Source organism: Mycoplasma sp. NEAQ87857 (assembly GCF_009792315.1).
Classification (GTDB): domain Bacteria; phylum Bacillota_I; class Bacilli_A; order Mycoplasmatales; family Metamycoplasmataceae; genus Mycoplasmopsis.
The window spans coordinates 244,511-259,976 of sequence record NZ_CP045542.1; the positions used below are offsets into that span (position 1 = coordinate 244,511).

Genomic DNA, 15,466 nt, shown 5'->3' on the forward strand with positions numbered 1-15,466 from the left:
TTTTATATAATTTATTTTTGTCTTTCAGGGTATACAGAAACATACTTTCTGTTTCTTCTGCTTTCGTATTTAACATATCCTGTTATTAATGCAAATAATGTATCATCTCCACCACGTCCAACATTTGTCCCAGGCAAAATTTTTGTTCCTCTTTGACGATAAATGATTGAACCTGCTGTTGCAAATTGTCCGTCACCTAATTTAGCACCTAAACGTTTACTGTGTGAATCACGACCGTTACGGGTAGATCCACCGGCTTTTGTGTGTGCCATTTTCTAATTAACCTGCAATTCCTGTAATTTTTACACGTGTATATGGTTGACGGTGACCTAATTTTCTTTTGTGAGTTGATTTTGCATTATGACGGTAAACAACGATTTTTTTCGCTTTACCTTGTTTTTCAATAACACCTGTTACGATAGCATTTTCTAAGTAAGGTTGCCCAATTTTTTCATCAATAAGTAATACTTTATCAAATTTTACTTCTTGACCTTCTTCACCTTCGATTTTTTCGATGAAGATTGTTTCACCTTCTTTAACTAAAAGTTGTTTCCCACCTGTTTCGATAATTGCTAACATGCAATACCTCCATAGTGTGGCTCGTCCTTAAGGTGGTAATATAACACTTTAAAACCTTTTTGGAACGGTTACATGAAGTAACGTGTTAATTATATACTATTTCATAAGTTACACAAACTTAATTTATTCCAATATTTCTTATAAAATAATGGGATAAATTAAGTTTTTATTTAAGAAAACACAACTAAATTTAGTTGTGTTTTGTGGGTTAAAAAGTAATATAGTTATCAACTGTAGGTTTTACAACTTTAGGTGTAGGCATTTCTCATTTATATGTGGCATTTTTATCTTTTATTTCACCTGTAGGTGCAGTAGCTGTTTTAATTAATCCTACAATTGGTGTAACAGCTGTTGCGATTGCTCCTATAGCAGTAATAAGTCCTGTGATTGCAAAACCTGGTGTTAAATCGTTTAATTGTTTGTTATCTAGTTTCTTTAATTCATCTATTTTCATAATGTCCTCCTAATATTTAAATAGAATTTAAATAAATAAGAACAAAAAAAGAACAATAAAGCTTATTGTTCTACAAATTGTGTATTAAATTTTCCTATAATTTTATTAACTTTAGTCATATTGATTCAAATATTAGGATCGATTAACTTAAAGTCATGAATTAAGTTATTACTTTCTAATAATAAAACTACAGTTTCAATTTGATATGAATATTTTCCTGTATAACCTGATTTAAATCTTACTATTCTATAACTATGTCAGTAATTAATAAGTTTAAAGTAAGCGATGATTTTATGTGGTTCACTTGAAATAATTGTTAGCTTAATCTTTTTATATTTAGGATAAAGTAGATTAACTACTATAGTTGAAAATAAGATATAAATAAAGGTTGATATCTCTCTCATTCCAATAATAACATGACCATAGTTAGGCTTAACAAACGCATAAATAATTAAAAAGGTTATTGCACTTGTTATAGCAACTATTGACAAGATATTTCCAACACTTTTTTTGCTTTTTGTTGAAAAATAATAAGCAATAATATCAGTTCCACCAGTAGAACCTCCTGCTTTTCAAGATAAAGCAATTCCGCTTCCAACTAAAGTGGCTCCAATAATTCCATAAACTAAAATTGGTCAAGTTTTACCTGTGTGATATCAATATTGTAAAGCTTCAGGTGTAGAAATAATTGGTTGTTTTGAAGGAGGAGTATCTAAAATGAATTTAAGTAACTCATAACCACTTTTATTAGTGTGAAATTCTGCTTGTAAAGTTGGAACTAATCTATTTCATTCATCAGTTGAAATTCTTCCTATCATTCCTGAATTATATGATTCTTGGAATTTATCAGCAGAATTAATAATAATTGCATTTGTATCTTGAAATGGTGGTTTATATAAATACTCTCTTACATCATAAGGTTCAATAGGTACTAGCTGTATTTTACTTGTAAAAAAGTTTTGAACTGAATTAGTAGTAAAAATAAAGTTAATTCCTATTTGCATTATCATAAACGCTATTGTTAGCCATAAAAAACTCTTTTTGATTTTTCAACCGAAAATCAAAAATAAAGGAACATTTAATGCTAAATAAATCAAAGCAAAATAAGGTCTAATATGTGGAAAAATATATTGTAAAATCGTAGGAATACCTGTAATCCCTGAAGGAATTGTATCTGCACGACTTAAAAACATTTGAATTCCACCATTAAATATTAAAGCAGCAATAAATAATAAAAATAATCTTAAACCATATCTTTTCCAAAATAAAGTAAAGGTTAATTTAGCTTTTTTATTATTTGATAAATATTGACCCATTTTATATTTAATAATTTCAGAGGTTTCTTCAATATTTTTATTATCTAGTTTATTATCAAAATTAAGATTATTCACATAACCAAAACTATCTAAAGTTGCATTATTTTTTTTAAAATGTTGCAAGTTTTTGTATTTATCTAAAATATTTTTAGTTGAAATTTCAACCTTTTTAATTTTGATTTTCTTACATTCTTGCTCTTTAGTGTTATCACTATTTTTCATAACAATAATTTTATATTAAATTAAAGAAAATAAAAAAACTAAACAACTAATTATTGTTTAGTTTTTTTGCTTTTTATCAATTGCATATTCGTAAATTACTTTAACAATTGTTAAAGTAATAATTGAACCAATTGAAAAGAAAATGCTAGTGTCAGCAAAATTAAATGTTCCTGTATCTTTTCAAGGTAAATAAAATATATCTTTTACTCCTTTTTGAAATCTAAAGCGGTCAATAGCATTACCTAAATCACCAGCCATCATAATACCAAATACCATTACAAATAAAATTGCAAAATTAAAATGATCAAGATCTGAAAATAATGGTGTTAGTAATAATATCACAACAATTATAATGCTAAGTGTTTGAATCAAACCAATGTTAGCATCTTCAATAAATGTAACACCATCATGTCAAACACTTCTTATTCCTATAATTTTATAATCTTTAAAAGTTGATGGATCATTTTTATTTCACTCTTTATTTGGATCAAAAAGAAATTCTTTGGTTAATTGATCAATTAATAAGAAAATTGTAAAAGTTGTTAGCAAAATTGCATATAGCACTAATATTTTTTTTCAATTAGTTTTGATGTTATTAATAAATGATTTAAAAGCATTTATTAATTTGAGTTTAAATTTATTTAATAATGTAGGGTTTTGCATTTTATTCCCCTTTTGGTAATGATTGAATAATTTCAAAACATTCAGGACATAAATCATCTTGAATTAAACTTGGTTTGAAATGGTTTCAACAACGTAAGCATTTTTCTGATTCAAATTTTCAAACTTTGTTAGATGAACCAAAACGAACTTCTCCAACCATTAATAATGTTTTCAAATCTAATGATTTAATAAATTCACTAGTTGTATTAATTTCAATAGCAACTTCATTACTACGTTTAATTGTTTGGTTTTTAATTTCTTGTTCAATTAATACATTTACCGCATCTCTTAAATCAAAAAATTCTTTGTATTGCTCTAATACTTGTTTGTTAACCTTGATCTCATCTTTATTTTCAAATGATTCAAGCATAATAGATTCTTGTTTATTGGTTTTATTAAAGAAACCATATGCTTCTTCAGCGGTAGTTGGAATAATTGGAGCTAAAGCTATTAATAAGAAATCTAAAATTTCATATAAATTAGCTAATACCATTTGTCTTTCGGTATTATCTTCTTTACGAACATATAAAATATCTTTAGTTACTGATAAATAAAAGGCTGATAATTCAACAACATAGTTATTAATTAATTTAATTACATTAATAAATTTGTAATCATCATACGCTTTAATAACTTTAACTTTTAATTCTTTTAATTGTTCTTGAATAAATAAATGAATTCCATTACGTTCTACATTAGAATAGTTGTAATTATTTAAGTTACCTAATAAGAATTTGATGGTGTTTCTTAATTTACGATAAATTTCAGCATTTTGATCTAAGATTTGGTTTGAAATATGAACATCGTTTGAGTATTCACTATTTGCAGCTCATAATCTTAAAATATCAGCACCTTTTGATGAAACTACTTCTAAAGGACTAATCACATTACCTTTAGACTTAGACATTTTTTCACCTTTACCATCTAAAACAAATCCATGAGAAATTAAGTTTTTATATGGACTTACACCTTTATAAGCTACTGAGTTTATAATTGAAGAGTTAAATCATCCACGATATTGATCAACTCCTTCTAAATATAAATCATATGGTGATTCAATTCCATCAGCGATATTTGTTGCAATCGAAGAAACTCCTGAATCAAATCAAACATCCATAATATCCATTTCTCTAGTGTAGCCTAAACCTCTATAAGCTTCAGGTAATAATTCATCTGTTTCTTTAGCTCATCAAATATCTGTACCTTCTTGTTCTACAAGGTTAATTACATAATCAAAGATTGCTTCTTTAATTACTGGGTTTTGATCTTTATCATAGAAAATAATTAATGGGACTCCTCAAGTTCTTTGTCTTGAAATAGTTCAATCGTGTCTATTTTCAATCATTTGCATTAAACGATCTTTAGCTCAATTTGGATAAGTTGTTACATTATTTTTAATTTGATTTAGAATTTGGTCTCTAATTTTGTCAATAGATACAAATCATTGAGGTGTACCACGATAAATAATAGGTAAATGAGTTCTTCAATCATGAGGATATGAGTGTTTAATTCTTTGGAAACAAAGCATATTATTACCTAAAAACTCTGAAACTTTTTTGTTAGCATCATCATAAAAAATACCATCAAAATCAGTATTTGTACCAAAGATATATCCCTTATCATCAACGTGCATTATCATTTCTAATTTATGAGCTTTTCCAATCATAAAGTCATCTTCACCAAATAAAGGAGCTATATGAACTAAACCAGTTCCACTATCAGCACTAACATGATGACCTATTACAACAGGAGCATTGTGTTTTAAAATCGGAGTTTGATAAGTTGCTAAATTAGCGATATCTTTACCAAAGAAAGTTGATACAACTTCTTCATTTTCTCAATTTAATTTAGTTTTTAAATCTTCAAATAATGCACTTGCAACTATGTATCTTTGATTATTAGCTTTTACTACAAAGTATTCTAATTCTTCTCCTACAGCAACTCCTGCATTTGCAATTAATGTTCAAGGAGTTGTGGTTCATATAATTAATTTATCATCTTTGTTGATTAATGGAGTTTTTGAATCAACAACATTAAATGCTACATAAATTGATGGACTAACGACATCTTGATATTCAACTTCAGCTTCAGCTAAAGCACTTTGACTACTAGGTGATCAATAAACAGGTTTTAATCCTTTATACACTAAACCATCAAGCACCATTTTCTTAAACACTTTTAATTGTTTTGCTTCATAGTTCTTATCTAAAGTGATGTATATATTTTCTAAATCACTAAGTAATTGCAATGTACTAAATTGTTTCTTTTGTTTTTCAACTTGTTTTAATGCATATTTTGCAGCTTTTTTTCTTAAGATGTATGGGGTTAATTCATCTTTGTTGATTTTTGATTCAACTAACATTTTATGCTCAATAGGTAATCCATGAGTATCTCATCCCGCAACAAAAGGTGAATAGTATCCTTGAAGTGATTTATATCTAACAACTATATCTTTAAGAATTTTATTTAAAGCATGACCTACGTGTAAATCTCCATTAGCGTAAGGGGGACCATCATGTAAAATAAATGATGTGTTATTTTGATTTTTCTCCAATACTTTTTTATAAATTTGATTATCTAATCATTGTTTACGAAACATTGGTTCTTTAGTTACTAAATTAGCTCTCATATCGAATTTAGTAAAAGGCATATTTAATGTTTTTTTATAATCCATTATTTCTCCAATCATATTAATAAAATTAAATTAATTATATAAAAAAATAACTCTATTTTATCAACTTTTCTAGCGAATAAAATAGAGTTATTTTTGGTGGCCCCGGCAGGAATCGAACCAGCGACACACAGAGCTTCAATCTGTTGCTCTACCAACTGAGCTACAGGGCCAAAATGGCGGTCCAGACGGGGATCGAACCCGCGATCTCCTCCGTGACAGGGAGGCGTATTAAACCACTTTACCACTGGACCATGGTTGCGGAGACAGGACTTGAACCTGTGACCTTCGGGTTATGAGCCCGACGAGCTGCCAACTGCTCCACTCCGCTATATTAAAATAAATTGTTTGTTTAGATCTCATTACGATGGCGGGTGATGAGGGATTTGAACCCCCGCGGGCCGTGAAGCCCCTGCTAGTTTTCAAGACTAGTCCCTTCAGCCGGACTTGGGTAATCACCCGTGGTGGACCTAACAGGATTCGAACCTGTAACCAACCGGTTATGAGCCGGTTGCTCTAACCGTTGAGCTATAGGTCCGAAGCTCAAAGTATAATTTTGTTTTTGGTAGCACCGAAGAGAGTCGAACTCTTGACCTTCCGGGTATGAACCGGATGCTCTAACCAACTGAGCTACAGTGCCATAATGGTGGAGAGTATGGGATTCGAACCCACCACCTCCTGCGTGCAAGGCAGGCGCTCTAGCCAAATGAGCTAACCCCCCATTAAATGGTGAAGAAGACAGGATTTGAACCTGCGACCACTACAGCCCAAATGTAGTGCTCTACCAAGCTGAGCTACTTCTCCACTTTGCCTCTAGGCAAATACTATTATACACTATTTATTAAATTACGAAAAATATATTTTTAAATATGTTTGTCGTGAAATTATTATAACACAAATAACGAAAACTATAAATTATTTTTTTAATTTTTTAGTCCCTTAACATGTGCTTTAATATTTTACCATAAACTCATAAAACACTATGGTGATTTTTACGAAAATTCAAAGAGCATTCACTAAAAATCTATAACTTATACTTAAGAAGAAATTTTATTTTATTTACCTCTTTTTACTTTTTATTATTTTTTTAAAAATATGGTAAAAAATAGTATTTTTTCATAAAAAACGTCTATATACTAATGTTTTACAAATTCTTGCTTATCGAAAATAATATAATTTAAATGTGTAGGATATTATACACACTGTTTGCACATATGGTTTAACACTATTGAAACATAATATGTTTTCAATAAATCAAATATCACATACGAGCAAACTTAATTCTATATATAAAACAAAATAAACTCAGTGAATATATAGAATTAAAGATCGGATATTAAAATGAACACTTTAAAACAAATAAAAACTTGGTTTTTAGTAAATGTTATCGATAAGAAAAAGAATGTAATAATATTTTTTGTTATTCAATCTTTGCTTTCGTTTGCATCTCTATTTGTACTACTTTTAGAAGCTAATAACCTAGTAAAGTATTATGGATTTATACCTAAATCAAAATACATAGCATTAATTGTTTTGATATCTATTTGCATATTCTTATTAGTAATTCTATCTTGGAAAATTACAGGAAATATTATTTTCTTAACTAAAGTTGTTAAAAATGACCAAAACCCATTTACGTCATTATATTATGCAATGATATATTTTAAATATTTTAAAGTTTCAAGAAGAAGAAGAATTAATGTATTAAATTCATTCTTAGTTACAGAAGATCCAATTTTAAATAAAGTTTTGGATAATTTTAAAAATAGTAATTATGTTTTACAAGATAGTTATGCTATAACTATTTCAAATAAGTGAAATTATAGAAAATCAAATGACTTAGATTTTGTAGCAGCTGATGGAGATGACAAAATCGAGACATTGTTAACAAATTCTAATCACACAATTAATGATAAATTATTTTTCCAAGGAACAATTGATAACACTAAAGTTGAATTAATTAAAACTAAATACATTCCTAATAAGTATATAGAAGATAAAAATTGTTTAAAAGTAGTTAATAATACATGATTATTTAGCTCAAAATTAGTGCAATTGATTCAATACTTAAATTCAAGCACTCCTAATAAAGAAAAATGTATACAACTTTGTAACGATTTAAATCTTGCGTTATCTCTTTTAGATCATGATCAAAAAGTAAAGCTTAGCAATACTGTTGTTGATGCTATTACTTCAAACCTTAGTTTTTGATTCTTTATCAATAAAAATCTTGATCAATTAAATATTAATAACAATCAAGAAATATTAACTAAATTTAATGAACTTTTTGATTTAAATTCAATGCTTGATTACTCAATTCTTTTCAAATATCTAAGTGATATTTTAAAAAATAAAGAAGTTAAATATCATTTTGATAAAGTCGCTAAAACTCTTGCAAAAAGAAATGATATTTATAATACTTACTTAAGCATTACTAATAAATATGATTTAAATTTAATCAACACAACTTTAACATTTGAAAATGAAGATCAATTAAATGACTTTTATAAAGAGTTAAAAATTGACAAAACTATTAACCTAGAAAATCCTTTTATTACTATTTACCCTTCATCAAATACTTCTGTTGATATAAGAAAGGTTTTATATGCAATATACTTCACAAAATAAGAAATATAACTTAAACAGTATTGATGATATCAAGATGTTTAATAATGTTTATTTCTCATCAAGAGCTAAAATAATTCCTGTAATAGTAATCATAATTTTGTTATCATGTGAATTGGTTTTTATGACTTTATCAATGCAAGATACTATTAGGTTATATATCAACGAAGGTAAATATCCAGGAAATTCTTTCTTCTATCTTTTTATTCCTTTATATATTCTTGCTTTTGCTTTTTACTTCTACTTTTGAACTATTAATGTTATTTTTTGAATCATATTAAAAAAATCAAGGAAAGAACAACCTCATAGTCTATAAGGAATTTCAAGGGAATACTTATCTCTGAGGAGGCTTCCCACTTAGATGCTTTCAGCGGTTATCCTTTCCGTACTTAGCTACCCAGCTATGCTTTTGGCAAAACAACTGGAACACCAGGGGTACGTCCACTCCGGTCCTCTCGTACTAAGAGCAGCTCTCATCAATATTCCAACGCCCACATCAGATAGGGACCGAACTGTCTCACGACGTTCTGAACCCAGCTCGCGTACCGCTTTAATTGGCGAACAGCCAAACCCTTGGAACCAACTCCAGCTCCAGGATGCGATGAGCCGACATCGAGGTGCCAAACCTTGCCGTCGATGTGATCTCTTGGGCAAGATAAGCCTGTTATCCCCAGGGTAACTTTTATCCGTTGAGCGACTACCGTTCCATAACGTATAGCCGGATCACTAAGTCCTGCTTTCGCACCTGCTCGACTTGTAGGTCTCGCAGTCAAGCACACTTCTACCTTTGCGCTCTACATACGGTTTCTGACCGTATTGAGTGTACCTTTGAACGCCTCCGTTACCTTTTAGGAGGCGACCGCCCCAGTCAAACTACCCACCACGCACTGTCCCCCTACTGGATAACAGTAGCAGGTTAGAAACTCAACATACCAAGGGTGGTATTTCAAGGACGACTCCTTTAAGGCTAGCGCCTTAATCTCATAGTCTCCCACCTATCCTACACATGTTAGGCCAAGTTCCAATACGAAGTTGTAGTAAAGCTCCATGGGGTCTTTTCGTCTTGATGCGGGTACCCGGCGTTTTCACCGGGACCATAATTTCACCGAGTCCAATGTTGAGACAGTTGAGAGATCATTGCGCCTTTCGTGCAGGTCAGTATTTAGCCGACAAGGAATTTCGCTACCTTAGGACCGTTATAGTTACGGCCGCCGTTCATCCGGGCTTCACTTCAACGCTTCGCATAAGCTAACGCATCCGCTTAACCTTCGGACACTGGGCAGGCTTCACCCCCTATACATCACCTTGCGGTTTAGCAGAGAGCTGTGTTTTTGATAAACAGTTGTCCCTCACAATTTACTGTGGCCAACTTAATGTTGGCGCCCCTTCTCGCGAACTTACGGGGTCATTTTGCAGAGTTCCTTAACATTGGTTTTCTCGCGCGCCTTAGAATACTCATCTTGGGAACGTGTGTCCGTTCTCGGTACAGGTACCATTTACTTTATAACGTTTAGAAGCTTTTCTTGGAAGCATGAAATCACACAATTAAAACAAAAGTTCTATGCATCGTAGATTCCGGTTATAGAATGCGCATTTAACTACATTCACCAGTCGCTACTTACCCCTAAATCCAATAATAGGTAGTGCTATCCTTCTCCGTCACTCCATCACTTGTAAAAGGTAGTACAGGAATATTAACCTGTTATCCATCGAATACGCTTTTCAGCCTCTCCTTAGGTCCTGACTAACCCTGGGTGGACGAACCTTCCCCAGGAAACCTTTCCCAATAGGCGTTGAGGATTCTCACCTCAAATCGTTACTCATACCGGCATTCTCACTTCTAAGCGCTCCACTAGTCTTCACAGTCTAGCTTCACCGCACATAGAACGCTCCTCTAACGTACTTTCGTACCCGTGGCTTCGGTATTGTGTTTTACTCCCGTTACATTATTGGCGCAAGGTCTCTTGACTAGTGAGCTATTACGCACTCTTTAAAGGATGGCTGCTTCTAAGCCAACCTCCTAGTTGTTTATGAAACCTCACAACCTTTCTGACTTAACACAATTTTGGGACCTTAGCCGACGATCTGGGTTGTTGCCCTCGCGAGCCGGGACGTTAGCACCCCGGTTCCGACTGCATGATAATACACAATGGTATTCGGAGTTTGATTATAGTCAGTACCGCTAGGCGCGGCCATTCCATATTCAGTGCTCTACCACCAAAGTTTAACATCACACGCTAGCCCTAAAGCTATTTCGAGGAGAACCAGCTATCTCCAAGTTCGATTGGAATTTCTCCACTATTCACAAGTCATCCGGGCACTTTTCAGCGTACTACGGTTCGGTCCTCCACTTGGGGTTAGCCAAGCTTCAACCTGCTCATGAATAGATCACATGGTTTCGGGTATATATCAACATACTAAACGCCCTATTAAGACTCGATTTCTCTACGGCTCCGCTTTTTTCCACTTAACCTCGCATGTTAACATAACTCGCCGGTCCATACTGCAAGATGTACGCCATCACCCATTAACGGGCTCTGACTACTTGTAAGTAAGTAGTTTCAGATTCTATTTCACTCCCCTCCCGGGGTTCTTTTCACCTTTCCCTCACGGTACTAGTTCACTATCGGTGTCTGGTTAGTATTTAGCCTTACCGGATGGTCCCGGCAGATTCAGACAGGGTTTCACGTGCCCCGCCCTACTCAGGATACTACCAAAAGTCTTTACCATTTCGCATACGGGAGTATCACCCTCTATGCTTAAGTTTCCCAACTTATTCTGCTATGATAAAGATTTGTAACTTTATGTAGGTAGTCCTACAACCCCAACATAGTTGGTTTGGGCTCTTCCACGTTCGCTCGCCGCTACTGATGGAATCATTATTTATTTTCTCTTCCTGTTGCTACTAAGATGTTTCAGTTCACAACGTGTCTCGCAAATGGAACTATTTTATTCATTCCATAGCAACTAGACATTACTCTAGTTAGGTTTCCCCATTCGGAAATCCCCGCTTCGTAGCTTATATCCAGCTCCACGAGGCTTATCGCAGGTAATCACGTCCTTCATCGACTTCCAGACCCAAGGCATCCACTACTCACTCTTACTTATTTAAAAGTTGTTTTTCAATATTTACCTATTGTTGATGTATATTCAAAGACATTTCAATAAATTATTACATTGTAATAATTACTCGGTATCAAAACAAATTGACATATTAATATATAAATTTGTTGATGTCGTTGTAATATCTTTACTATTCAGTTTTCAAAGAACATAGAGAGAAAATTCTCTCAAAACTAGATATATCTATCGGACTATTATCAATAGTACATGACATTCTTGTAACATTTAAGCTGTTTTTATTAAAATAGTCTGGTTAAGGTTAATCGTTAAAACGATCATTGTACTCCGTAGAAAGGAGGTGATCCATCCCCACGTTCTCGTAGGGATACCTTGTTACGACTTCACCCCAGTCACCAGTCCTGCCTTAGGCAGTTGTCTCCGTAGTTAACAAAACCGACTTCGGGCATTACCAGCTCCCATGGTGTGACGGGCGGTGTGTACAAGACCCGAGAACGTATTCACCGTAGCGTAGCTGATCTACGATTACTAGCGATTCCGACTTCATGTAGTCGAGTTGCAGACTACAATCCGAACTGAGAATGGTTTTTTGAGATTTGCTCCACGTCGCCGTATTGCGTCTCTTTGTACCATCCATTGTAGCACGTGTGTTGCCCCACTCGTAAGAGGCATGATGATTTGACGTCGTCCCCACCTTCCTCCCAATTACTCGGGCAGTCTCCTTAGAACATTTAACTAAGGACAAGGGTTGCGCTCGTTGCAGGACTTAACCGAACATCTCACGACACGAGCTGACGACAACCATGCACCATCTGTCATTCCGTTAGCCTCCACTATATCTCTATAGCTTTGCGGAAGATGTCAAGAGTGGGTAAGGTTCTACGCGTATCTTCAAATTAAACCACATGCTCCACCGCTTGTGCGGATCCCCGTCAATTCCTTTAAGTTTCACTCTTGCGAGCATACTACTCAGGCGGATGATTTAATGCGTTAGCTGTGCCGATGGTTTCCATCAGCTAATCATCATCGTTTACGGCGTGGACTACCAGGGTATCTAATCCTGTTTGCTCCCCACGCTTTCGTCTCTCAGTGTCAATATGTGCCCAGTTAGCTGCCTTCGCCATGTTGGTGTTCTTCCTAATATCTACGCATTTCACCGCTTCACTAGGAATTCCGCTAACCTCTACACAATTCTAGTATGCCAGTATCCAACGCGATTTGGGGTTGAGCCCCAAGTTTTGACGCCAGACTTAACATACAACCTACAGACGCTTTACGCCCAATAATTCCGGATAACGCTTGCAACCTATGTATTACCGCGGCTGCTGGCACATAGTTAGCCGTTGCTTTCTGACAAGGTACCGTCAAGACAAAGGCATTTCCTCCTCTGTTTTTTCTTCCCTTATAACAGCAGTTTACAACCCGAAGGCCGTCTTCCTGCACGCTGTGTCGCTCCATCAGACTTTCGTCCATTGTGGAAAATTCCCTACTGCTGCCTCCCGTAGGAGTCTGGGCCGTATCTCAGTCCCAGTGTGGCGGATCAGTCTCTCAACCCCGCTAAACATCATCGCCTTGGTAAGCCATTACCTTACCAACTAGCTAATGTTCCGCACCCCGATCCTCTAGTGAAGCAAACGCTCCTTTTATATTAAAATCATGCGATTTTAATAAGTATCCGGCATTAGCGCTAATTTCTCAGCGTTATTCCAATCTAGAGGGCACGTTAAGTACGTGTTACTCACCCATTCGCCGCTAGGTTCAAAAGAACCTCGCTCGACATGCATGTATTAGGCACACAGCCAGCGTTCATCCTGAGCCAGGATCAAACTCTCGAAAAAATTGACTGTCATGTATTGTATATATCTAGTTTTCAAAGAACTTTCTTTAGCAATTTGTTTGCTTAACTATTATAACAATAAAAACAATTTTTCAAAATATTTTTTTGTGATTTTTTCTAATAAAAAATTCATTAAATTTTTGAGTTCTCTTGTTTAAATAGTCGTGAGGTTATTATATACTAAATTTTTAAATTTTGTTAAAAATAACAAAAAAAGAAACGCCATATTATATTTAATAATTTTGTTTTATATAAATTAACTTAATACATTATTTGATATATATTATTAACAAGGTTAAATGAATAAAAATAAAAAACAAGCTTAGCTTGTTTTTGTAATTATATATTAAGAATAATTTAATTTGTTTGATCAATACAAATATAAATAAAGGATTATAACATTCCTTTGGTTTTTAAAGTTTTTAATGTTTTAGCACTTACTCTTAGTGTCATTCTTTGACCATCAATAGTAACTCTAACTTTTTGAAGGTTAACATTAAATTTTCTCTTTGAAGCATTCATAGCGTGTGAACGCTTATTTCCTGATTGAGGTCCTTTACCTGTTAAGACGTCTTTTCTTGCCATTAGGAGCTCCTTTCTAAAGTAATAATTAGCTAATTAATTATACATATAATCTACATTATTGTATAAAGCACATAGATTATAACAAAAAAAAACAATTTACAAAAATAGTTTTATTTTGCTAAAAATTAATAAAATAAGAGTATGAGCTTTTTTAAAAAAATAATAAATAAAGTTTTTCGTAAAGAAGAAACAAAAACTGTTGAACAGGTAAATAAAGAGATTAAAGAAAAACAACATTCAGAAGTAATTAATAGTGATAAGTTTAAAAAATATGAATCAGGTTTAAATAGTAGTTCAAGTTTTGGTAAAAAAATATTAGAACTACAAAACAAATATCATCAAATTAATGAAGAATATTTTGAAGAACTTGAAGAAATATTAATTATGTCAGATATTAACTTTAAATTAGTTGAAGTTATTATTGAAAAAATTAAAAATGAAGTTAAATTAAACAAAATCACCGATACTAAATTAATCGGTGAAATTATTGCTGATCAAATGTTTGTTATATATACTAATGACTCTATTATTGATACTAATTTAAATTTTAAGGATGATAGATTAAATGTTTTTATTTTTGTTGGGGTTAATGGTTCAGGTAAAACTACTTCAATTGCAAAAATAGCTAATAAATATGTACAACAAAATAAAAAGGTATTAATTACTGCAGCAGATACTTTTAGAGCTGGAGCAGTAAATCAATTAGAAGTTTGAGCTAATAGAATTAATGCAGATATAGTCAAACCTAAAAAAGAAGGACAAGATCCAGCCTCAGTAGTTTATCAAGCTATGGAAAAAGCAAAAAATGAAAATTATGATTTAGTAATTATAGATACTGCAGGTAGATTACAAAACAAAGTTAATTTAATGAATGAGCTTCAAAAAATGGTTTCAATCATTACAAAATTCGAACCTTCTGCTCCTCATGAATCGTTATTAGTACTTGATGCAACTACTGGACAAAATGGATTATCTCAGGCTAAATCTTTTAAAGAAGTTGCAAATCTTACTGGTATTATATTAACTAAAATGGATGGAACTTCTAAAGGTGGAATAGTTTTATCAATTAAAGATGAATATAATTTAGATGTTAAATATATTGGTCTTGGAGAAAAAATCGATGATCTTCAAGAGTTTGATTTAGATTTATTTATTTATCAAATGACTAAGGATTTAATTAATGAGCAATAAAAAATCAATCGAAAATGTTTCACGCTATATTGATTTATTTGAAAAATATCAAAATTTACTCACTCAAAATCAAAAACAAGTTTTTATGCTTTATTACTATGAAGATCTTTCATATGCAGAAGTTGCTAAAATCACAGCAACTACAAGAACTGCTGCATATGATGCTTTAAATAAAGCTATTAAAAAATTAGAAAAACTAGATAAAGAATTAGGTACAGATGCCTAATTCTTTTATTTTTAGC

10 protein-coding genes, 8 tRNA genes and 2 rRNA genes are annotated in these 15,466 nt (G+C 32.6%); 3 read left to right on the forward strand and 17 right to left on the reverse strand.

Annotated features, from left to right (window positions below; genetic code table 4):
* Positions 1-11 precede the first annotated feature (11 nt).
* From rpmA to GE118_RS00995, 14 genes are all read right to left on the reverse strand, one after another.
* Positions 12-272 (reverse strand): 50S ribosomal protein L27, encoded by a 261-nt coding sequence (gene rpmA / locus GE118_RS00930; protein WP_158763595.1) that lies wholly within the window; start codon positions 270-272, stop codon positions 12-14.
* Between the two features lie 7 nt (positions 273-279).
* Complete coding sequence (gene rplU, locus GE118_RS00935) at positions 280-579, reverse strand: 50S ribosomal protein L21 (protein ID WP_158763596.1); 300 nt, start codon at positions 577-579, stop codon at positions 280-282.
* A gap of 208 nt (positions 580-787) precedes the next feature.
* Positions 788-1,033, reverse strand: a complete 246-nt coding sequence (locus tag GE118_RS00940; RefSeq protein ID WP_233262755.1) for a hypothetical protein — start codon at positions 1,031-1,033, stop codon at positions 788-790.
* Positions 1,034-1,095: 62 nt separating this feature from the next.
* On the reverse strand, positions 1,096-2,571 hold the full coding sequence (locus GE118_RS00945; RefSeq protein ID WP_158763597.1) for a YitT family protein: 1,476 nt from the start codon (positions 2,569-2,571) through the stop codon (positions 1,096-1,098).
* Positions 2,572-2,628: 57 nt separating this feature from the next.
* Positions 2,629-3,234, reverse strand: a complete 606-nt coding sequence (locus GE118_RS00950; protein ID WP_158763598.1) for a signal peptidase II — start codon at positions 3,232-3,234, stop codon at positions 2,629-2,631.
* A gap of 1 nt (position 3,235) precedes the next feature.
* Positions 3,236-5,908: an isoleucine--tRNA ligase gene (gene ileS, locus GE118_RS00955; protein ID WP_158763599.1), complete on the reverse strand. Its 2,673-nt coding sequence runs from the start codon at positions 5,906-5,908 to the stop codon at positions 3,236-3,238.
* 94 nt (positions 5,909-6,002) lie between these two features.
* Positions 6,003-6,078: transfer RNA gene (locus GE118_RS00960), tRNA-Phe, on the reverse strand.
* 4 nt (positions 6,079-6,082) lie between these two features.
* A tRNA-Asp gene (locus tag GE118_RS00965) sits at positions 6,083-6,159 on the reverse strand.
* A gap of 1 nt (position 6,160) precedes the next feature.
* Positions 6,161-6,236: transfer RNA gene (locus GE118_RS00970), tRNA-Met, on the reverse strand.
* Positions 6,237-6,273: 37 nt separating this feature from the next.
* A tRNA-Ser gene (locus tag GE118_RS00975) sits at positions 6,274-6,366 on the reverse strand.
* 1 nt (position 6,367) lies between these two features.
* A tRNA-Ile gene (locus GE118_RS00980) sits at positions 6,368-6,443 on the reverse strand.
* A 25-nt stretch (positions 6,444-6,468) separates the two neighbouring features.
* Positions 6,469-6,545, reverse strand: a tRNA-Met gene (locus tag GE118_RS00985).
* Positions 6,546-6,549: 4 nt separating this feature from the next.
* Positions 6,550-6,626, reverse strand: a tRNA-Ala gene (locus tag GE118_RS00990).
* A 6-nt stretch (positions 6,627-6,632) separates the two neighbouring features.
* A tRNA-Pro gene (locus GE118_RS00995) sits at positions 6,633-6,709 on the reverse strand.
* Positions 6,710-7,246: 537 nt separating this feature from the next.
* Between GE118_RS00995 and GE118_RS01000 the strand changes: the two genes are divergently transcribed.
* Complete coding sequence (locus GE118_RS01000) at positions 7,247-8,533, forward strand: MAG4530 family protein (protein ID WP_370452049.1); 1,287 nt, start codon at positions 7,247-7,249, stop codon at positions 8,531-8,533.
* A gap of 270 nt (positions 8,534-8,803) precedes the next feature.
* Here the strand turns inward: GE118_RS01000 and GE118_RS01005 are convergent.
* From GE118_RS01005 to rpmB, 3 genes are all read right to left on the reverse strand, one after another.
* Positions 8,804-11,644, reverse strand: a 23S ribosomal RNA gene (locus GE118_RS01005).
* Positions 11,645-11,944: 300 nt separating this feature from the next.
* Positions 11,945-13,449 (reverse strand): 16S ribosomal RNA (locus tag GE118_RS01010).
* Together the 16S and 23S rRNA genes form the textbook arrangement of a ribosomal RNA operon.
* A 392-nt stretch (positions 13,450-13,841) precedes the next feature.
* On the reverse strand, positions 13,842-14,033 hold the full coding sequence (gene rpmB / locus GE118_RS01015) for a 50S ribosomal protein L28 (protein ID WP_158763601.1): 192 nt from the start codon (positions 14,031-14,033) through the stop codon (positions 13,842-13,844).
* A 141-nt stretch (positions 14,034-14,174) separates the two neighbouring features.
* Here rpmB and ftsY point away from each other — a divergent pair, with 141 nt between their 5' ends.
* Entirely contained in the window at positions 14,175-15,224 is a 1,050-nt protein-coding gene (gene ftsY / locus GE118_RS01020) for a signal recognition particle-docking protein FtsY (protein WP_158763602.1), read from the forward strand.
* A complete protein-coding gene (locus GE118_RS01025; RefSeq protein WP_158763603.1) occupies positions 15,214-15,450 on the forward strand; it encodes a sigma factor-like helix-turn-helix DNA-binding protein in 237 nt (78 codons plus the stop codon). The genes ftsY and GE118_RS01025 overlap by 11 nt, the downstream gene beginning before the upstream one ends.
* The last annotated feature ends 16 nt before the right edge of the window (positions 15,451-15,466 follow it).